Source organism: Paenibacillus sp. YIM B09110 (genome assembly GCF_037167145.1).
Lineage (GTDB): Bacteria > Bacillota > Bacilli > Paenibacillales > Paenibacillaceae > Pristimantibacillus.
The window spans coordinates 35064-55880 of the sequence record NZ_JBANSP010000002.1 but is presented as its reverse complement, the minus strand read 5'-3'; the positions used below and the strand labels follow the sequence as shown (position 1 = coordinate 55880).

Annotated in this window: 21 protein-coding genes; 2 read left to right on the top strand and 19 right to left on the bottom strand. The window is 50.5% G+C overall.

The genetic code is table 11. The features are described from left to right. Window position 1: 1 nt before the first annotated feature. Window positions 2-2086, bottom strand: a complete 2085-nt coding sequence (nrdE, locus tag V8F51_RS02560) for a class 1b ribonucleoside-diphosphate reductase subunit alpha (protein ID WP_337098486.1) — start codon at window positions 2084-2086, stop codon at window positions 2-4. Then, window positions 2073-2432 (bottom strand): class Ib ribonucleoside-diphosphate reductase assembly flavoprotein NrdI, encoded by a 360-nt coding sequence (nrdI, locus tag V8F51_RS02555; protein WP_337098485.1) that lies wholly within the window; start codon window positions 2430-2432, stop codon window positions 2073-2075. Before nrdI ends, nrdE begins: the two co-directional genes overlap by 14 nt. Window positions 2433-2709: 277 nt before the next feature. On the opposite strand from nrdI, the gene V8F51_RS02550 reads away from it, so the two are divergent. Then, window positions 2710-2931, top strand: a complete 222-nt coding sequence (locus V8F51_RS02550; protein WP_337098484.1) for a hypothetical protein — start codon at window positions 2710-2712, stop codon at window positions 2929-2931. A 195-nt stretch (window positions 2932-3126) separates the two neighbouring features. Here V8F51_RS02550 and V8F51_RS02545 read toward each other — a convergent pair whose 3' ends face one another. The 16 genes from V8F51_RS02545 to spoVAC all read right to left on the bottom strand — a co-directional run bounded on the left by V8F51_RS02545 (window position 3127) and on the right by spoVAC (window position 16956). Beyond that, complete coding sequence (locus tag V8F51_RS02545) at window positions 3127-4146, bottom strand: NADH:flavin oxidoreductase/NADH oxidase (protein ID WP_337098483.1); 1020 nt, start codon at window positions 4144-4146, stop codon at window positions 3127-3129. A gap of 86 nt (window positions 4147-4232) precedes the next feature. Beyond that, window positions 4233-4958, bottom strand: a complete 726-nt coding sequence (locus V8F51_RS02540; RefSeq protein ID WP_337098893.1) for a class I SAM-dependent DNA methyltransferase — start codon at window positions 4956-4958, stop codon at window positions 4233-4235. A 44-nt stretch (window positions 4959-5002) separates the two neighbouring features. Continuing rightward, window positions 5003-5929: a CvfB family protein gene (locus tag V8F51_RS02535; RefSeq protein ID WP_337098482.1), complete on the bottom strand. Its 927-nt coding sequence runs from the start codon at window positions 5927-5929 to the stop codon at window positions 5003-5005. Continuing rightward, window positions 5926-6273, bottom strand: a complete 348-nt coding sequence (rsfS, locus tag V8F51_RS02530) for a ribosome silencing factor (RefSeq protein ID WP_337098481.1) — start codon at window positions 6271-6273, stop codon at window positions 5926-5928. The genes V8F51_RS02535 and rsfS overlap by 4 nt, the downstream gene beginning before the upstream one ends. Before the next feature lie 13 nt (window positions 6274-6286). Continuing rightward, the gene (yqeK, locus tag V8F51_RS02525) at window positions 6287-6850 is read right to left on the bottom strand and encodes a bis(5'-nucleosyl)-tetraphosphatase (symmetrical) YqeK (RefSeq protein WP_337098480.1); all 564 of its coding nucleotides are present in this window, start codon (window positions 6848-6850) and stop codon (window positions 6287-6289) included. Then, complete coding sequence (locus V8F51_RS02520; protein WP_337098479.1) at window positions 6840-7430, bottom strand: nicotinate-nucleotide adenylyltransferase; 591 nt, start codon at window positions 7428-7430, stop codon at window positions 6840-6842. The genes yqeK and V8F51_RS02520 overlap by 11 nt, the downstream gene beginning before the upstream one ends. A 49-nt stretch (window positions 7431-7479) precedes the next feature. Continuing rightward, window positions 7480-7785 carry a ribosome assembly RNA-binding protein YhbY gene (yhbY, locus tag V8F51_RS02515; RefSeq protein WP_337098478.1) on the bottom strand — a complete coding sequence of 102 codons (306 nt, stop codon included), beginning with the start codon at window positions 7783-7785 and terminating at the stop codon, window positions 7480-7482. A 59-nt stretch (window positions 7786-7844) separates the two neighbouring features. Beyond that, window positions 7845-8720, bottom strand: a complete 876-nt coding sequence (locus V8F51_RS02510) for a shikimate dehydrogenase (RefSeq protein WP_337098477.1) — start codon at window positions 8718-8720, stop codon at window positions 7845-7847. Window positions 8721-8747: 27 nt separating this feature from the next. After that, entirely contained in the window at window positions 8748-9896 is a 1149-nt protein-coding gene (gene yqeH / locus V8F51_RS02505; protein ID WP_337098476.1) for a ribosome biogenesis GTPase YqeH, read from the bottom strand. Then, the gene (locus tag V8F51_RS02500) at window positions 9872-10396 is read right to left on the bottom strand and encodes a YqeG family HAD IIIA-type phosphatase (RefSeq protein WP_337098475.1); all 525 of its coding nucleotides are present in this window, start codon (window positions 10394-10396) and stop codon (window positions 9872-9874) included. Before V8F51_RS02500 ends, yqeH begins: the two co-directional genes overlap by 25 nt. A 109-nt stretch (window positions 10397-10505) precedes the next feature. Next, window positions 10506-12740, bottom strand: a complete 2235-nt coding sequence (locus V8F51_RS02495) for a DUF4129 domain-containing transglutaminase family protein (RefSeq protein ID WP_337098474.1) — start codon at window positions 12738-12740, stop codon at window positions 10506-10508. Further along, window positions 12737-13945: a DUF58 domain-containing protein gene (locus V8F51_RS02490; protein ID WP_337098473.1), complete on the bottom strand. Its 1209-nt coding sequence runs from the start codon at window positions 13943-13945 to the stop codon at window positions 12737-12739. The genes V8F51_RS02495 and V8F51_RS02490 overlap by 4 nt, the downstream gene beginning before the upstream one ends. 43 nt (window positions 13946-13988) lie before the next feature. Beyond that, on the bottom strand, window positions 13989-14945 hold the full coding sequence (locus V8F51_RS02485; protein ID WP_337098472.1) for an AAA family ATPase: 957 nt from the start codon (window positions 14943-14945) through the stop codon (window positions 13989-13991). Window positions 14946-15093: 148 nt separating this feature from the next. Further along, window positions 15094-15444 (bottom strand): stage V sporulation protein AE, encoded by a 351-nt coding sequence (gene spoVAE, locus V8F51_RS02480; protein ID WP_337098471.1) that lies wholly within the window; start codon window positions 15442-15444, stop codon window positions 15094-15096. A gap of 5 nt (window positions 15445-15449) precedes the next feature. Continuing rightward, entirely contained in the window at window positions 15450-16463 is a 1014-nt protein-coding gene (gene spoVAD, locus V8F51_RS02475) for a stage V sporulation protein AD (protein WP_337098470.1), read from the bottom strand. 1 nt (window position 16464) lies between these two features. Beyond that, window positions 16465-16956 carry a stage V sporulation protein AC gene (gene spoVAC, locus V8F51_RS02470; RefSeq protein WP_337098469.1) on the bottom strand — a complete coding sequence of 164 codons (492 nt, stop codon included), beginning with the start codon at window positions 16954-16956 and terminating at the stop codon, window positions 16465-16467. 338 nt (window positions 16957-17294) lie between these two features. On the opposite strand from spoVAC, the gene V8F51_RS02465 reads away from it, so the two are divergent. Beyond that, window positions 17295-18269, top strand: coding sequence for an IS1595 family transposase (locus tag V8F51_RS02465; protein WP_337098468.1), 975 nt, complete (start codon window positions 17295-17297; stop codon window positions 18267-18269). Between the two features lie 505 nt (window positions 18270-18774). Here V8F51_RS02465 and V8F51_RS02460 read toward each other — a convergent pair. Continuing rightward, window positions 18775-20799, bottom strand: a complete 2025-nt coding sequence (locus V8F51_RS02460; protein WP_337098467.1) for a beta-galactosidase — start codon at window positions 20797-20799, stop codon at window positions 18775-18777. Window positions 20800-20817: the final 18 nt, after the last annotated feature.

Sequence of the window (20817 nt, the reverse complement as noted above, 5' to 3'; positions counted from 1 at the left end):
CTTATACGGCGCAGCTTGTGCATTCCTCAACGGAAAGACGCTTCGTTCTCGTATAGTAGAGTGATTTGAGCCCCTTCTGCGCAGCATATACATAGAAGCGCGCCAGCTCACGAGTGGTTACGTTGCTGTTAACGTGCAGGACAGTCGAAATACCTTGGTCGACGTGCTGTCCGATCTCGGCAATCAGGTCAATCAGCTTGAACTGATCGATATTGTAAGCCGATTTGTAGTAGAAGTAATTTTCCTGCGCCAAATAAGGCATTGGATAATACGTAGTCGAGTTGGCATACGTACGTGTCTCGATATGCTCAACGATCGGCATAACGCTCGAAGTCGCGTTTTGAATATACGAGATACTTTGTGTTGGAGCAATTGCAAGGCGGTAAGCATGGAACAGACCAAACTTCTGTACTTGATCCTTAAGTGCTGCCCAGTCTTGCGGTGACGGAATTTCCATACCTTCGAACAATTCCGCTACCCGTGCTGTCTTCGGACGGAAGTCGTTCTCGATATAACGCGTGAAGTAAGTGCCCTTCGCATATTCAGAACGGTCGAAGTCTTTGAAAGTCGTGCTGCGTTCTTTCGCGATCAGCATGCTTTGCTCGATCGAGTAATAGTTCATCATCATGAAGAACACGCCGGCAAAGTCTTTCGCTTCTTCGCTCTCGTAAGCAATTTTGTTTTTCGCCAAGTAGCCGTTCAGGTTCATCGCTCCAAGACCGACAGAGTGCAGTTCCTCGTTCGCCTTGCGTACGCCTGGCGCATTGTCGATTTTGGACAAGTCGCTAACAGTCGTCAACGCTTCGATGCCCACATGAACCGATTCCTTCAGCTTCTTGCGTTCCATTACGTTCACAATATTGAGAGATGCCAAGTTGCAGCTAATGTCGCGCTGAATGACATCGTCATATCCGTAGTCGTTGATTTCCGAAGTCTCTTGCAGCTGGAAAATTTCCGTGCAGAGATTGGACATTTTGATCGAACCGATATCCTTCAAAGCGTGGATTTTGTTCGCGTTCGACTTGTTCATGATGTATGGGTAACCCGATTCAAGCTGAATCGAAGCGATTTTCGTCAACATGTCGCGTGCGTTCATTACGGTTTTTTTCGTTACTTTGTCATTCGCAAGAAGCTCTTCGTACATCTCGTCCATATCGAGATCGTCCAAATGCTTGCCGTACGCTTTCTGTACGGAATGTGGTCCGAATACGACTAGCGGTCTGTTGGTAGCTGCAAGCTCGTAGAACTTGTTCGGTATAATAAGGCCGATTGACAACGTTTTGATCCGTGTTTTCTCGTCGGCGTTAATTTTTTTGCAATCGAGGAACTCGATAACGTCCCAGCCGAAAATATTATAGTAACCGGCGCCGGAGCCTTTGCGTTGGCCCATTTGGTCCGCGTAAGAGAAAGCATCTTCCATCAGCTTAAGCACAGGCATAATGCCTTTCGCTGCGCCCTCTACACCTTTGATCGGTTCGCCGCGTCCGCGCAGCTTCGATAGGTTGACGGCAACGCCGCCGCCGATTTTAGAGAGCTGCATACAAGTGCCAAGCACGTAGTTGATCGAGTTAAGCGAGTCGTCCATTTCCAGCAGGAAGCAGGAAACCATTTCGCCGCGGCGGCTCTTGCCAGCGTTCAGGAACGTCGGCGTTGCCGGCTGCAGGCGCTGTTCGATCATCGCTTCAGCGATGCGAAGCGCGCGGGCTGCGTCGCCTTCACCAAGGTGCAGAGCTACGATCGCTACACGATCCGAGTATTGCTCTAAGTATTGCGCTTTGTTGTTCGTCTTCATCGCATAGTCTTTATAGAACTTCGATGCTGCCATGTACGATTGGAATTCGAAGCCGCTGCTTGCTGTCAGCGTAAATACGGCCTCAACCTGATCGTATGTATATTTGTCAAACACATTATCGTAATAGTCGTTCTCGATTAAATAGTCCAGCTTATGACGAAGCGAATCAAACTTCACGCTCTTCTCTTCTACTTCCGCCATAAAAGCGGCTACTGCCTCTTTATCCTTCTCGAGCTGATAGAAACCGTCTGCGCCGCGTTGCATCAATTCGTTGTTCAATTCAATATGCTTCAATAGTTCGCACCCTTTCGACAAAATGCTCAGTATCTTGACTCGTACCGGATAATTCAAATTTCAATATAACGGGTACATCGTACATCTGTGAAATCGTGTCCGCGCTCTTAGCGAAGCCCGCACCCCAATTTCGATTGCCGCTCGCCGATACACCGCGAAGGTGCTCGAAGTTGCGTTTTAAGAAAGAAGTTACCTTCTCGGGCACTTGTCCAAATCCTGTCGTATACGTGACGAGAACAAAGGGCTCTTCTACCGGTTTTTCCTCATCAATTGGCATTGCCCGCATATTCAATTTGTTAATAAATCGCTTGACATTGCCTGTTTTTGAATCATATACGACTAGCATTGCGACTCGCTCCCTACTAAAATTTTAGCAATCAAAAAGCGCTCTCTGACTGCGGTTTCGTCAGATGCGCTTAATCAAGATTTGCTAATGCTCGTCCTTTGAAGGCACCTATATACATCAATATGTAGTTGATGTTCTTGATTTTACATCAAGATATAGGTTGAGTCAATGCAAATTATGGAGAAACTATTAATCTATATTTTTAAGGCACTCGACTATTTTAACAGATGCGGATATGATGGGATAGTGACATTTTATAGTTATTTTGGAGGTCAATATGGACGAATCAAGAGAACCCGCGCCACTACGCGATTGTGTGTCTGCATTATTCCGGGATGCCGGTTACGAGGTACCTGAATTGCTCGCTTATATAGACAATTTGGAACGCGAAAATGAAAAATTAAAGCTCGAAAATCGCAAACTGAAAACTGACGCCGTCCGCCGCTCGCCATCGGCGCAAGGAATGAACAGCCGGCTAAAGGATGCTCTTCGGGAGTAAATAACCTCGTCCAAGAGGTATGAATCGTTCAATATGTAGTGCTCCTATATCCTTCTCGTTTCACGGACAGCATTCGACAAGAAACTACGACCCTCACCCTAGATGTTGTGTTGCCCCTATGAGAATCATCGCCATCGCAAACTAAAATCCCGGCCGCATGACCGGGATTCCATTCACAGCTTTCCAACTCTTGTTTTAGTAAGCTCTTTTGTACTGATCAGGCAATTCCGGATTATGGCCGACAGCCTGAAGCGCATGAGTCGCCCAATACGGGTCCCTTAGCATGCCCCTTGCTACGGCGATCAGATCGGCGTCTCCGCTTTCAATCGCGGCATCCGCAACAATCGGATCTTCGAGTTGGCCGACAGCAATGACGGGCACGGAGAGCGCCGCTCTGTACGCTTTGGCCAGAGGCAGTTGATAACCCGGGAAGTTGCCAGGCTTCCTCTCGCCGATCGGCCCGTCGCCTCCCGATGAGACATGGAATACGTCTACGCCGGCGGCCGTATAATCTTTGGCAATCGCAATGCTGTGATCGAGCTCGTATCCCCCGTCCATGTACTCAACAGCGGAGATGCGCATGATGAGCGGCATATCGGAAGGCATTACGCTCTTGACCGCGCGGATGACCTCGACTCCGAATAGGGACAACTGCTTGCCATATTCATCGGTGCGATTGTTGATGCCCGGCGAATGAAATTGATGGATCAGGTAACCGTGCGCCCCGTGCAGCTCGATCGTATCGACACCCGCAGCTACCGCTCGGCGAGCCGCATCGCGGAACTTAACGACCATTTCCTTCACCTCGCCTGTGGTCAATGCACGCGGCTTCTTCGAATTCGAATCGTACGGCAGCTCGGATGGACCGACGGGCACTTCTGCGTCGAGCGCCTTGCGCCCTGCATGAGCGATTTGGATGCCGATCTTGCTGCCATGGCTATGCACGCCGTCGACGATTCGTTTGAATGCCGGTATTTGCTCATCCGACCACAAGCCAAGATCTTGATCCGTAATCCGGCCATCCGGCTCGACATCGGTCATCTCCATAAGGATTAAGCCCGTTCCGCCGACTGCCCGCGATAAGTAATGGACATAATGCCAATCGTTCGGCTTGCCGTCCTTCTCGGTAACGGAATATTGGCACATCGGCGCCATTACGATCGAATTGTTAAGCTGCAAGCCTTTGATCGAGAAAGGAACATTCAAGAATGACATCGGTATCGTCTCCTTTTTTTAAAAAAAGGGATCGCCCCATGATGTCGCCGTGACGACGCATCGTTGCAATCCCTCTGCACTATTATCTATGATTTCACTGCCGCGAAGAAGAGTCGTTCAGACTCGCTGCTCGCAGGCTGAAGCTGGAAGTCGGCGTAACGATCCACGGTCTTAAAGCCCGCACGGCGAAGAGCAGCCTCGATCCAGTCCGGATCGTAAGCGCGCTGCACATGCGTTTCCTCGAACCGATTGAACCGCGAATCCGAATCACGCGCGAAGATTGTCAAGTTATGCTCGATCTCGCATCGCTTCTCCTCGAAGTCGCATGTCCATATGTAAGCCACGTCCCGCTCATCCAACACGAACGGCTGCTCCTCCGCATAACGAATGAATTGCTTCGGCGGGTGAACATCGAACAAGAAGACGCCTCCTGAGCGAAGCCCGGCGTATGTCGCACGGAACGCTTTCTCAACGTCGCTCTCTTCAGTCAAGTAGTTCAAGCAATCGCAGAACGATATGACCGCGTCCACAGGCTCCGGAAGCTCCCATCCGCGCATATCCTGTTGGATCCACCGAATCGTTCCCGCACGCGGCCTAACAGCCTGCTGGGGAGTCTCATCCCACTTGCTGCGCGCAACGGAGAGCATATCTGCGGATAAATCTATGCCGTATACGTGGAACCCCGATCTAGCCAGCGGAATCGATAAGCTGCCTGTTCCGCAGCCAAGATCGACTACCGTCGACGGCATTCCGTAGCGTACCCAGCTCGCTCTAGCGAATCCGAGCCATTCCGCATACGGCATGTCCTCCATCAATTGATCGTATACGGTAGCGAACTGCCCGTACGAACGCGCCACTAGCCTTCATCTCCTTCTGCTTCATCGGAAGCAGGTGCAGCTTCAGCTGTTGGCACGAGATAGGTCCAGCTTCCCTTCTGCGTTACTAATCCTTCACGCATTAGCTTGCCGATCGCGCGCTTGAACGCCCCTTTGCTGATGCCGAACTTCAGCTTGATAATATCAGCTTCCGTCTCATCCGAGTACGGCATGCCGCCGTTCGGACGTTCCTTCATGAACGCAAGTATGCGGTCCGCATCCTCTAGACGCCCAATTTCCTTTCGCTGAGCCATTGACAGATTCACCCGTCCATCCTCGCGGATGAAGGTCACGCGCGCTCTAACGCGCTCGCCAAGGCGAAGCGGCTTTGTCCGCTCCGAACTAGGTATAAGTCCATAGGCGCCGAAACCAATGACGCCGCCGTCCACGATGACGAAGGAGCCCAGCTGCAGCGTCTTGGACACCCAGCCCTCAACCCATTGATTATTCCATGTCGTCGGAGCCGGAAATACAAGCTTGGACAATTCTTCCTCGTATGCGATCTTCGCAACAAGTCTTCCGATCTTATCATGCTTCATAACGACAAATACTTCATCGCCCGGCAGCGGCCTGTAATCAATGCTCTCCGGCAGCTCAGACAGTGGCAACAACAATTGTCTGCCAAGGCCCATCTCCAGGAAGCAGCCCAGCTTCGGATGTACATCAGCGACCTTCAAGCGCGCGAGCTCGCCCAACAGCATGTAGGGGCGCTTCATCGTTGCGGCTAGCCGATCCTCGGAATCATAATAGATGAAAGCATCGATCTCATCATCAAGCTTCGGCTTCTTGCCTACGAGCTCGGTATAATGAAGCAGCACATCGTCTTCTCCGTTAGTTAGAAAATAACCGTAGGGTGACACTTCGCGTGCCACCCTTAATTTTTCAATCGTCCCGGCTGTTAGGGTCATGCAAATTCCACAACCTTCGCGTCGGACCATAAACGCTCGATATTGTAGTAATCGCGCTCGTCGCGATGGAAGACGTGTACGACAACGTCGCCAAGGTCGATCAAAACCCATCTCGCCGAATCTGCACCTTCAATACCACGCACACGTACGCCGTTCTTCTCGGCTTGCTTGCGAATTTCCGTTGTGATCGCTTGCACCTGCGTATCGGAATTGCCGCTGCATATTACAAAATAATCGGCAACTAACGAAATTTCCTTCAAGTTCAAAGCAACGATCCTAACCGCCTTTTTGTCTTCTGCAGCCGCAACCGTAATTTGAAGCAACTCATCTGAATGTACCGCCATTGCTCAGCCTCCTTTAAATATATGATTCCAATAATGCGTTTCTCGCTTCAATCGTTAGCGGAAAGATGCGCCTGTTCTTCTGAAGCAGGAAGGAGATCGTAGAGTCAAAGCCTGCAACTAACGCTTTGTCGAGGTCCTGCTCGCTTAGCTCGCGTATTTTATCCACGCCAGGGAAGTCCCTTCCCGGTTCCATATAATCAGCAAGACATACGACCTTATCCATCTTCGTCATGCCTCTGCGTCCCGATGTATGATAGCGAATGGCGTCCAATACTTCTACATCGTCGATGCCATATTCATGCTCTGCAACCCATGCGCCCACCGGGGCATGCCACAGCTCTTTGTCATAGGCCAATAAAATAGAAGGCAGCCCCCGCTCACGGATGACCGTCTCCATCCGATCCGTCGCCCAATATTTGGCGACATCATGCAAAATAGCGGCAAGCTCGGCTCGTACCGGATCTTCGCCGAAGCGGTTCGCCAATATAATCGATGTCTCCATGACGCCCACCGTATGCAGCCATCTGCGTTCAGGCATTTGAGCGCGGACCGACTCAATCAGTTGCTCACGATTCATATAAGCCGTGCCTCCTTATATAGCCGTACACCGTATCCGGCACCATATATTGGATCGATTGTCCAGCGCTTAGCCGGCTGCGGATATCTGTAGAAGATATACCGATCGGCGGCATTTCGACGATCGTCAGCCTTTGCTTTAAGAAGGACGGCAGCTGATCGAACTGAACCTCCTCGCTCGGCCGCTCCAGCCCGATGAACGTCACGAGCTCTGCCAGTTCCTCGATCCGATACCATTTGCACAAATCATTGATTCGATCTGAGCCGATAATATAAGCGAAGGCATGACCGGGATATCGATTCATTAGATCGCTGACCGTATCGAAGGAATAGCTTACTCCTCCGCGCTTAAGCTCAATATCGAGCACGCGGAATGAATCATTCGTCGCAACTGCGGCTTCGACCATCCCGTAGCGATGCTCGCTGCTCACACCGGGCTCATTGGCCTTGAGCGGAGGCATATAGGAAGGAATGAACCACACTTCCTGAAGACCGCATTGCTCGCGAGCCTTCTCCGCAGCAAGCAAGTGGCCGGTATGAATCGGATCGAACGTGCCGCCCATTATTCCGATCTTGCTCACGAGAGCGACCTCCTTGCATAGGTTTACTTTGTATCGTGCCTTTAGCGATTTATTTCGAAGTCGCTTTAGGAAGCTCGATTTGTTTGTTGTCCTTCGACTCTTTGTATAGAACGATCGTTTTGCCGATCACTTGCACAAGCTCTGCCCCTGACGCTTGCGCGATCTCGACGCCGATTTCTTTCGGATCGTCCAAACAGTTGTTCAAGACAGATACTTTAATTAGCTCGCGAAACTCAATCGCTTCTACAATATGGCGAACGAGGTGATCGTTTGTACCGCCCTTCCCCACTTGGAAGATTGGCGTCAAGTGATGAGCCAATGATCTTAAATACCTTTTTTGTTTACCTGTAAGCATTTATTATTTCCTTCTTTCATTCAACTATATCGTATTGGATAAAACAAACTTCTACTATCTTAAGCTTGACCGAGCAGCGCATCCATAACAACTTCGCGCATCGCAGCGGTCGGTGCAGGCTTTCCTGTCCAATATTCAAAAGCGTACGCTCCTTGATATATGAACATGCCCAGCCCGCCATGGATGATGCAGCCCCGCTCCTCTGCCTCTTGCAGCAGCTTAGTCTTCAGCGGATTGTATACAATATCGCTTACAACCGTACCTTCCCTAAGCCATGACGCGTCAAGCGGGCTTGCGGCCGTGTTCGGATACATACCGATCATCGTCGTATTAATGACAATGTCCGCATCCTGGCACGCGTCCTTCAAGCTCTCTAGCGGCAAGGCCGCAATATCGGCGCGGCTGCTGAACGTTTCGGCGAGTTCGGCTGCCTTAGATACCGATCGATTGACAATCGTCATGCGACCAGGCTTCTCTCCGGACAGCGCATAGACGAGACCGCGCGCGGCTCCGCCTGCGCCAATCACGACGATACGCTTGCCTTCAAGCGAGCTGACCGCTTCTTCCTTCAATGAACGTACATAACCAATCCCGTCCGTATTATAACCAGTCAATCGGCCGTTATTATTAACGATCGTATTTACGGCGCCTAGCGTTCTTGCGCCGTCGTCAATCTCGTCCAATAATTCCATCACGTCAAGCTTATGCGGGATCGTCACATTCACCCCGCGAATGCCCATCGCTCTTACGCCGGCGATAAAACCGCTCAACTGATCATTCGTTACATGAAAAGCCATATAAGCGCCGTTGATCCCCGTTTCGCGAAACGCCCGATTCATCATAATCGGCGATTTCGAGTGATGAATCGGATCTCCAATTACGCCGTATAGCGTCGTATGGCTGTTAATCCGGTTGCCCTCTCCTGCAATCGTCAACGCCGTTCCCTCCTCCGTCGCTCTTGCCTAGATCATCGAATCGCGCAGCATGACTTTAACGCCCTTCGGCGCATAGAGATCAAGCAGCGCTCCATTTGTCCCGTTCACTTGAATCCAGCCTAGACCGGAAATGAATAGGTCTTTATTCGAGCCCCGAGGCACACGAAGCGAATGTCTTGTCCACGCCGGAATCTCCTCCAGCTCCTCACGCGTAGGACCGCCAAGCAGCTCGCCGCGATGATCCTCGTAGAGCGCGTCAGCCCTCTCCAGCTTCGTACGATGTACATTCAAAGCGTTCGATATATACAGCGTAAACGACTGGCGTTCACCTTCAACAAAATCGAACCGCACAAGGCTGCCGATAAACAGCGATTGCCCGGAATTCAATTGGTACACGAGCGGTTTGATCGGCTTGTCCGGCAGCAGGGATCCTAGGAAGCTGCGCGGCACTACCTCGGTCATTCGAGTCGTGTATACGATTCCTGGCGTATCAATAATCGATTTGCCGTCGTCAAGCGGAATATGCACAGCATCGAGCGTTGTCCCCGGATAACGGGAAGTTGTAAGCTCTCGCTCCATATCGCTATAATCGCGAATAAGCCTATTGATTAAGGTCGACTTGCCTACATTCGTCGCTCCGACAACGTAGACATCACGATCCCCGCGATAGCGGTCAAGCGCATCGATGACATGCTCGAAGCCCATGTTGCGCTTCGCGCTGCATAACACAACATCGACCGTACGCAGACCTTCAGCCTTCGCTTGCTTCTGCACCCAATTGCGTAGGCGGTTCACATTCATTGCTTTCGGCAGCAGGTCGATCTTGTTCACGACGAGCAAAACCGGGTTGTTGCCTACAAACCGCTGCAAGCCAGAAATCAAGCTGCCCTCGAAGTCATACAGATCGACGATATGCACAACAAGACTATCCGTCGAACCGATGCTGCTAAGCAGTCGAAGGAAGTCGTCTTGGTCAACGGCTACAGACGATGCTTCATTATAATTGCGGATGCGGAAACATCGCTGGCATATTACTGGATCTCTAAGCAAGGCTGATTCCGGCAAAAATCCAGGCAAGTCCGAGCGCTCCGATTGCAGTTGGACGCCGCAGCCTGCACAAGACCTTGCAGTCTCGCTATGTTGTTGTTCGTTCACTTTGAATCCCCCTCGTACCATAACCCTTTTTTGCGCAGTTGTCTGAGCGCAATCCGTTCCATTAATCGGTTGACACGCGTCATTATCCCTTCGTCGGAAGGCGATATAGCCGCGACCAATATAGTGAATAGCCCCATGCGGTTGCCGCCAAGCACATCCGTCATCATCTGGTCGCCGATTACGACCGTCTCATCCGCTGGCAGCTCCAGAACGCCGAGCGCTCTGCGAAACGCTTTCGCAGCGGGCTTACGCGCCGCATGGATGAACTTAATTTGCAACGGCGTTGCAAACTTCCCAACCCGCGATTCATTATTATTAGAAACAATTACTACTTTAAAGCCGCGTGAGCGCACATAGTCCAGCCATGTGACAAGCTCTGGCGTCGCCAAAGCTTCCTTTGCGCCGACGAGCGTATTATCCAAATCCGTAATGATGCCGCGTATACCCTGCGCGTGCAGCACGTCTAAGTCAATATCATAGACCGTATTGACGCGCATGTTCGGCAACAGCCGTTCAAACATATATTCAATCCCTCTGCTTTCTGCCTGCTATCTTACGAAACTATACCATACAATACAAATTTGTTGCAAAAAAAACCGCCGCCGAATTGCGTCGGCAAGCGGTATAATGTCATTTGAGCTGATCAATAAGCGATTTCACCTTGTTTACGAAACGTTCGACCTCATCATTCGATGCTAGCGTCGTGCTGTATTTGGCTTGCTCGAAGCCATCCAGAACGAATCTGAAGTCGTCGCGCAACCGTTTCTGGCTCTGCGACCATCTCAGCACCGCTTCGCGCATCGTCTCATGCTCCTCGCGTTCCATTCCCCGCTTCTTGCAAATCCGAAGCAGCTTATGCGTCTCTAGCACAATACGGTCATTCGACGTGAATGCCCCGTGACGAACCTTCCTCCATGCACCCATCAAACGATCGCGACGAACAATCATCCACAACGCCGCAGCCACGACGATCAATGAAATCGAGCTCCATAGCCATGCAGGGTGAATGCTGCCGTTATCCGCATTCGTAACCGTCTCGTTGCCGGAATCGTTAATGTTAATATCGGGCAACGCTTCGACTTCTTCCTCAGGAAGCGTGTAGGGGAACGAGAACCCAGCCGTTGCTTCGAATGGAATCCAGCCATAACCTTCAAAATAAATTTCGACCCAAGAATGCGCATCCGAGTTGCGTACCGTGTAAGTACCCGAACCGTTCGGATTCACATCCTCCCCCATCATCTCCTCAGGAGGACCGCCAAATGCGCTGGCCGGCAACGAACCCGGCGAGAAACCTTTTACCCATCGCGTAGGCAAATCGAGACTTCGTGACAGCACCGCCATCGCGGAAGAGAAGTAATCGCAGTAACCTTCCTTAATCTCGAATAAGAACGTATCGACGAAGTCATTGCTCTTGCCCGTTGCCTTGGATAGATCAGGCTTATTATTATAATTGAAGTTAAGCCTCAAATATTCAACGAGAAGCTTCGCTTTATCATAATCGTTCGTTGCCGATTGGGTCACTTCCTGAGCTAGATCTCGCACGCGTTGAGGCACCGTGTCAGGCAACTGCAGATATACTGAATTCCGGTTCGTATCGCTCCATCCGGCGCTAGCCCCCCTTAGCGCTTCTTCATCCAGAACCGTCACTTGGGAGGTGACGGAATACGTTTCCGGATATTCTACCTCACCCCAGTGGAGCTCCCAAGAGCTGGTTAACCATTCAAGACCGCGAGGGAATGTCGTCTCTTCGCTGCCTACCCAGTTGATTTTATTGATGGGAGCGGCTGCGAACAATACCGGATATACGTCTTCGCGCACCATCGTGACGATTTGGCTAACCTCTGTCGTCTCTGCGAGAGGACGCTCGTCCCGAAGAGGAAGTACCTGCTTGCGAAAAATATCACCTACCCGCGAATCGTCTTCAGCCTCACCCGTCGAGATCCAACCTTCGCCCGTGTAGAAGGATTTGGTCTCACCGCGCCAATAGCTTCGATGAGACGTCGATACCGTCATCATTGGTGAGTAGTCGAAGTCGAATCCGCCGCCTAATTGCTCGTCATTTCGACTATAACCCGAGCTCGAATTACCCTTGCCGAACGGAGAAACCGCCTCAAGGCCTTTCTCGCCGAGAAATACTTGCACGGTCTCTCCTTTCGATTCCTTCCAAATCGTATACGGATCTTGAAGAATGGGAGACAATGACGGCATGTTCAGCCCTACGGTCATAAGCACCGCAAGAACAAGCGCAATCGGCAATATTAATTGAAGCGGATATTCGATTAACTCGCTCCAACTGCTCGGATGTTCCTTCTGCAGGCGATGCAAATGACCTGCTACAAGCCACAATAGTCCTACAAACACGACAATGCCAACTTCTTCCCATAACCAGATCGGTGTGAAGGAATCAGCGACCGTTAATATCATTATCGTTACGCCAAGAAAAGCGAACATCCGCGCTCGTTTCGTTACCCACAATCCAAAGAGCAGCTGAATGAGTAATAAAGCTCCGCTAATCCAGATGAATGGATGCAGCTGAACCGCATGAGCTTGAGCCCACCAAAGCCAATCTCGGAAGTTCTCAGGCTTAGCGATAAGCCACTCCATTGGCGCGAATCGTACGGTAATTATGATGGTTGCTGCAATCTGCAGCACTAGCTTAATAATATGGAAGCGATAAGGAATAATAATGCCGACAATCGCGCTGGCCAGCAGCGTTCCTCTAGCGATGGTATACGTTTCTTCCCACCAGAAGCCCTCGAATATCGAAATCGTCTGCCACACCATTAAGGTAACGAATAACAATGTCAGTTTCCTGTACCAATGGTCTGCAAGTCCAGCTCCGATTGCTCGGAATAGTTTTCTCATGCAATTCCGCCTCCTTCCAACACGCCCGGAAGCTCCTGCAATTGACGGATCGAGTATACCTGCCAGCCCTTCTCGCCCATTACGCGCTTCCAAGCCGTATTATGGCTAAGCAAGTCCACCGAGGAAGCAATATGAAGCAAACAAGGAGTAACCCCTTTGCGCGCGAGCCATTCCATGCTTTTCACTACATCTGGTCCGGTATCAGGCGTAATAACGACGGCGAAGCTGCCCGGCTCAATAGCTTGATCGGCCATCATAAGCGACGTATAGAGCGAATACGTAGCGTCGGCATCCACGAACGTAAGATGACGCATCAGCATATTCCGCTGCTCCATGCCTGACTTAGGAGGCACCATCGTAATGCTTGACCCGATGGACAACAAGCCCATCGCCGTATCCTCCTTCAGGCCGTTCTCCAGCAACGAAGCGGCAGTAGAGACAGCCAGCTCGAAACGATCAGGCAGCTCTCCGCCATATGCACCCGGACTGCGATCAAGGACGACGAGCGTTCGCGGCAGCGATTCGCGCTCGAAGGCTTTCGACTTCCATTGTCCCGTCTTCGCCGTAGCATTCCAATGCACGCGAGAAAGCCGATCACCGTACAGATACTCGCGAACACCGTTAATTTGCGTTGTCTCCTTCGCCGATCGAGAGGCGATCGCATGGGAGTAAGGTCCGCGTATGCCGCGCTGAACGCCCTGCCAGCGCCGCAGCTGAACCGTCTGCGGGAGCACCGTGAACACCGTCTCCGAGCCGAAGCGGCCCGCATGCTCGAATAACCCAAAGACGTCATAGGTCAAACATTCCGTACCTGCGAAACGATATTCTCCCCGCTGAAGCGGCGGCGTCTGATAAGCAACTTTGCCCACACGCTTCCAATTCGGGACAAATGACGTTTCAAAGGAAAGCGCTTGCCCGTTATGGCGATGCAGCCGATCCCTGACGATTACATAGGGCAACGGGTATATGCCGGGAATTTTTACATTCAAGCTAACCTCAAGCGAACTGCCGGCAGCAAGCGATTGATCCATAGCAACTGTGCCTTGGCTTGCATAAGCTCTGCTGCCGTCGACCCGATTAATACCGCTCCATTTCCCTAAGAGCAAATAAAGCAGCAGCAAATTAAGAATGACAAAAAGCATAAATGCGGTTTTGCCGCCTTGAAACAAAAAATAAAAAAGGCTGACGGTATAAATAACGGTCACTAACTGCCAACGCCTCTTCGAGGTTCTCGCGCTTGACATCGGCTTAACGCTCTAGCCGGACCGGCACTTTCGTAGTCTGCAGCACCTGTGATATAACGTCCTCCGGACGAAGACCGTTCATCCGCGATTCCGTGCGAAGCAATATTCGATGGGCCAGCACATAAGGAGCAAGCTCCTTCACATCGTCAGGCGTTACGAATTGTCTTTGCTTCATATAGGCGCTTGCTTTAGCCGCTCTCGCCAAGGCGATAGCCGCGCGCGGACTAGCTCCCAACATGACGCTAGCATTCTCCCGCGTACTACGAATGAGTTGAACTAAATAATTGCCGACTGCATCGTCAATATGAACGCTCATCGCTTGCTTCTGAATCCGGATCATATCCTCCATGCTAATCAATTGCTCTACACGATCGGAAGGATGAACGCCCTCTGCGGATAACACCATTCGCTGTTCGTCCTCCTGATTCGGGTAACCGAGCGAGAGCTTCATCATGAATCGGTCAAGCTGCGCCTCCGGCAGCGAATACGTCCCTTCGAACTCGATCGGATTTTGCGTAGCCAGCAGCACGAATGGCTGAGGCAGCTCATACGTATCGCCGTCAACGGTAACATGACCTTCTTCCATCGCTTCAAGCAAGGCGGATTGGGTTTTGGTCGTTGCCCTATTTATTTCATCCGCCAGCAAAATATTCGCCATCACAGGACCTGGACGGAATATAAACGCTTCTTGCTTCGGATGATAGATAGAAACGCCTGTTATATCGGTTGGCAGTAGATCCGGGTTGCATTGAATCCTGCGAAACTGACCGCCGATTGTTTTTGCTAACGCTTTCACTAATTGCGTCTTGCCTGTACCAGGTACATCTTCCAGTAATACGTGTCCGCTAGCTATAACGGCTATGAGCAATCTCTCAATCTCGTCGTGTTTTCCCAGGATACAAGATTCTAAGCTACGTAATATCGAAGAGCATAATTGCATGTCAGCAGGACGAATATCCATTTCATTACCTCCCGGAAAGTTACAAGTATGAATATAGCACTAGTACTATTTTACAGTAATTCCTTTAGAAAGCACAAATTTTTTCACTCCAAAAAAAATTGGAGAATCCCACAGGACTCTCCAATTTACATCTATTCGCCTGCAATTGTTACCCTTTTGGTCGAACAACAAGCGCCGCAAGAAATGAAAATATTATCGCTGCGGAAACGCCTGCGCTTGTAACTTTGAATATGCCGGAAATAACGCCTATCCAGCCCTGATCATGAAGCTCGGTCAAAGCGCCGTGCACGAGCGCATTGCCGAAGCTCGTAATAGGAACGGTTGCTCCTGCCCCCGCGAATGCGATAAGCGGCTCGTACAAGTCGAATCCGTCCACGATCGCCCCGATTACGACCAGCGTCGCCATCGTATGCGCCGGCGTAAGCTTGAACACATCGAACATAATTTGGCCGACAACACAAATTGCTCCGCCAACTAAGAATGCCCACAAAAAAATCATACCGCTTAATCACCTCCGTTCGAGATTGCGACGGCATGCGCAATGCATGGAATGCTCTCGCCTTGCTGGAACGATAAGGGAGAGAGCAAAGCGCCCGTTGCCACAACCAATATCCGATTAAGCTCTCCTTGCCGAAGACGCTTAAGCAGATGACCGTAGGTGACGACAGCTGAACAGCCGCAGCCGCTTCCGCCTGCTTGTACCTTCTGCCGCTTCACGTCATAGACCATAAGGCCGCAATCACTGAAAACCGTATCATCCATCGGCACCCCGTCCTTGATAAGCAGCTCCTTCGCGATGGGATGGCCAACTCCGGCGAGATCGCCGGTTACGATCAAATCATAGTCCTTGGGCGTTCGTCCCGTATCATTAAAATGCATCTGTATCGTGTCGACCGCTGCCGGCGCCATCGCTGCTCCCATGTTGAACGGATCCTTAATACCAAGATCAACGATTTTGCCAATTGTTGCGCATTCGATAACAGGACCTTCGCCCTTAGCGGCTATCACCGCAGCGCCTGCCCCCGTTACGGTGTACTGCGCTGTGGGCGGCTTCTGCGACCCGTATTCTGTCGGATATCGAAACTGCTTCTCCGCCGTACAGTTATGGCTGCAAGTACCTGCTAACGCATAATGCGCTCCCCCTGCATTAACAATCATTGCCGTAAGCGCGAGCGACTCCATCGATGTCGAGCAAGCGCCGAACACGCCAAGATATGGAACGCCAAGCGATCTTGCCGCGAAGCTGTTGCTAATAATTTGATTCATGAGATCGCCGCCGATGTAATATTGCAGATCGTCACGCTCAATGCCCGCTTTCTGAATGGCGAATTCAGACGCCTGCTCCAGCAGCAGGCGTTCCGCCTTCTCCCAGCTCTTCTGCTGCATATCAAGCTCGGGATGTATAAGATCAAAGTCGGCGGCAAGCGGTCCGTCGCCCTCATCGGGCCCAACTACAGTAGCAGCGCCTAAAATAACCGGGCGTTTGTCGAACCTCCAGGATTGTTTGCCGAGCAGCATCTTATTGCCCCCCAGTTCCAAGAATCAGATGTGCGATACCGACGAAAAAAGCGGCTACAACGCCAAAAACAATAACGGAGCCAGCCAGTTTGAACATATTAGCTCCAACGCCAAGCACAAGACCTTCGCTTCGATGCTCCAGCGCTGCTGAGCACATCGAGTTCGCAAACCCTGTAACGGGAACTGCTGAACCGGCGCCAGCCCATTGCGCAAGCTTGTCGTAAACGCCGATGCTCGTCAATATAACCGACAACAATATCAACACAGCTACCGTCGGATTGCCCGCGGCCTCCCTTTCCATACCCATCAGATGTACGAACATCTCCGTAATGACTTGCCCGAGCACACAAATTAAGCCGCCGATGATAAAAGCTCTAATGCAATTAGTGAACACCGACCTGGAAGGCTCGCGCGTCTTGGCGAATGTCTGATATTCCTTTGGCGACATCGACATTTTTTTGTACTTTTGACCGCCCGCACTTTTCGTTGACAACCCTTCATCCTCCTTCACTCGTGCGGCTTACCTCATTAACGCCGCCTGTTCATCATGACAGAACAATCTGTCTTCCCGTTCATTATTTGTCACCACGGCGTTACTTATGCTTCAAATTCCAATCTAGTCAACATCGGCCAAGCTCTTCTACATTCTTTTCTTCCGTTCAGTTCGTCTCCTCGTTTTTTCCCTTTTAGTCCAATCTCCCCTCAACTCAGGAATAACCTAAATGAATCAATCGTAAATTCATAGCAAACCAGCTATTGTATATCACTTCCATTTTTGATAAGATTAAATAAGAACACATGTTCTCTTTTAAGATGAAGGAGTTGCTCTCAATGGCATTAACGGCTTATATAGATCAATTCAATCAGAGCTTTGCAACTGAGCAGCAATGCTTGTCATTTATATATGATTGGAAGTGGCCTAACGGTTTTCGTTGTCCACGATGCAGCCATTCTGCCGCATACACAATCACGACTCGGAACCAGCCATTATTTGAATGCAGTAAGTGCAAACACCAGACTACCCTGACAGCTAACACAGTATTCAACAAAAGCCGCACAGCGCTTCGCAAGTGGCTTTTGGTTCTCTTCCTCGTATCCTCAAGCAAGGAGGGAATTCATGCTGTCCAGCTTGCGCAATTGATTCAAGTGACATACAAGACGGCTTGGTCCATGCTTAACAAAGTCCGTGCTGCCATATCGGAGTATGATGAGCGTACGCTCCTTGACGGTTTCGTCGAAGCTAAGTTAGAAGTATATATGAAGCAATTGCATCCCACTTATGAAGCAGAGAATAAGGAGCATGCAGCAATAGCTGCCAGCGGCACATTACCCAACCAATCTTCTTCCTATTTCAAAATAAAACTGGCAAAAGAAAAAGGCATTGCACGCAACCGGCTTTCTTCTTCAATGGAAGAAGCGTTCATAAAAGATCATGTCCATCCCGAACTCGATCAACTCACCATTAATCGCTGGTATGTAAATGTTCCTAATTCCACAGCGACACTGCCTCAACTAGCTAAGTCAGCTTTCAAATGGATGAATGATTATTTTCACGGACTTTCCCTGAAATACGCTCAATCTTATTTGGACGAATATTGTTATCGTCGCAATATTTCTTACGACCATTCATGTACCCCACTCGTACATCTGCTTAGCCTCTGCCTTTCTAATAAAGGTTCTGCCACTGACAAGCCATACTGGACGGATTCAAAGCTATCGGCAATTAACAAACGATATATAGAGAGACAGCGCATCGACTGGTCCTCCATGTTCAATCCAGCCAGTGCAATCGATCAAGTCATCTAGAACTCTTTTCAATGACCGTAATTGACCAGAATACTGTGGACCGCTGGAATTAAATCTGTCGACAGTCGACTGTTGGCTGGTTTGGTTTCTTCCTGAGCTAAAGGGAGAGTGGAGCAAAAGAGAATAAAAGAGAACTAAAAGAAAAGAAAAGGAAAGGAAAGAGAAAGAGAAAGAGAAAGAGGAGAACCATGTGGCCTAAGGAAGATGATTGCTGGATCAGAATAAAATAAAAAAGCCGAGCTCAGCTCCATAGGAGGTGGGCTCGGCGGTAGATGGTAGTTACGGGCGATTCTTAGGCACTTGAGCATTTATTTATAGCCATGAAGTGAGTAATAGGATAACGAGCAATACGTACAGCACGAGTACAATAAGCGATAACGATAGTGGTGTACGCCGTTTCCTTGACATCTGCCGTCCCCCTCGCAGTGGGCTTCTACCGTTACTATATGCCGCCGACTGCGAGGACGGAGCTTGTCTGGTTCGTCGTTACCGATATTATTCGGTGCTATTGCTCAATTATTAGAACGCCTTTGGCAGCAACGCTGTATTCACCACTGACAAGCTCTCCAGAAAGCAAATCCTTGCGCGGCTCATCTTGAAGCTGTACAACCGAAGCTTCGGAATTATGGTTAAGCACGAAGGTGAACGATTTGCCGTCTTTAACACGGCGAGTCACTTCCACGCCGCTTGGCGCTGCTAGCAGAGGCTCGATTCCCTTCTCCTTGCAAATGGTGGAAAGCAACGATTGCAGCATAGCCTTATCCGGGCTGGAAGCGACATACCATGCCTCGCCTTCACCGAATTTGTTGACCGTCAATGCCGGCATGCCTTGGTAGAAGTCGGATCCGTATTCCGCGATGACTTCTGCTCCTTCGGAATGGATAAGGTCGCATAGAATGCTACATGAATAGGTGCCGCTCAGTTCTCCTCTCGCATTGGTCACAACGATTTGATTCGTCTGGCCTGGCAGCAGCGAGTCGATCTCCTCTGCCCAGATGCCGAGCACGTTGCGCAGCTTGCCTGGGTAACCTCCGATCGTTACGAGATCGTTCTCGTTCACGATGCCGCTGAAGAAGGTCGTAATGAACGTGCCTCCACGGGCAACGAATTGTTCAACCTTCTCAGCAAACCCTGGCTTAATCATATACATAACCGGCGCGATAACGAGATCATACTTGTCCATGTTTTCTTCTACGCTGATCATATCGGCCTGAATGTTCAATTCAAATAACGCATCGTAGTACTTATGCACCTCGTCCACGTACTTCAGCGCAACGCTTGGTCCACTCGACAACTCGACAGCCCAGCGGTTTTCCCAATCAAAAACGATCGCCGCTTTAGCATCGTTACGAGAGTCTAGAAGCGTATCGCCAAGCTGCTTCAGCTCATGGCCAAGCTCGGCGCATTCACGGAATACGCGCGTGTGTTCATGGCCAACATGTTCGATGACCGCGCCATGATACTTCTCGCAAGCGCCGATTGAGCGGCGAAGCTGGAAGAACATCACGGTGTCCGCGCCATGCGCTACCGCTTGATAGCTCCAAAGCCGCATGACGCCAGGACGCTTCAACGAGTTATACGCTTGCCAGTTCTGCTGGCTTGGCGTCTGCTCCATCAGCATGAACGGCTGTCCGCTCTTCAGACCGCGCATAAGTGAATGCGTCATAGCGGTAAAGCTGACCGGCGTATCGATGGAAGGATAGTTATCCCATGAGACAACGTCCATATGCTTAGCCCATTTGAAATAATCGAGCTCAGGGTAAGTGCCCATTAAGTTCGTTGTAATCTGTATATTGCTCGAATGCTTGCGGATAGCATCATACTCAAGAAGGTAGCAATCCAGCAGGCTGTCCGATTGGAAACGGCGGTAGTCGAGCGAAATACTTTGGAAGTTGGTCCGGCTGCCGCTCCACTCCTCGCTAAGCGCGTTAGGAGGAACGATCTCGTCCCAATCATAGAACGTATGACCCCAGAAGCCTGTGTACCAAGCCGAGTTGAGCTGTTCGATACTGCCGTATCGCTTCTGAAGCCATATACGGAATTGCTCCGCGCAATTGTCGCAATAGCAATAGCCGCCGTATTCGTTAGAAATATGCCAAACGACAAGTCCGGGATGATCCTTATAGCGATCAGCAATTTTCTCTGCTAGGAGTGCGGAATACTTACGATAAGTCGGGCTGCTCGGACAGGAGTTATGGCGTCCGCCGAATTTACGCTTGCGTCCATCGTAATCAACGCGAGTCACATCCGGGTATTTCTTAGCCATCCATGCCGGATGCGCGCCCGTGCTCGTTGCGAGCGTAATATAAATATTGTCCTTGTAAAGCCTGTCCATAATGCGGTCGAGCCACTCAAAGTTGTATGTATCCTCGTTAGGCTGAATGCGCGCCCAAGAAAATACGTTCACCGTTGCTACATCGATGTCCGCGAGCTTCAGCATGCGGATATCGTCTTCCATCACTTCGTCCGGCCATTGCTCCGGGTTATAATCGCCGCCGTACCAAATTTTCGAAAGTTTATTATTGATCAAAGTTAGTCACTCTCCCTC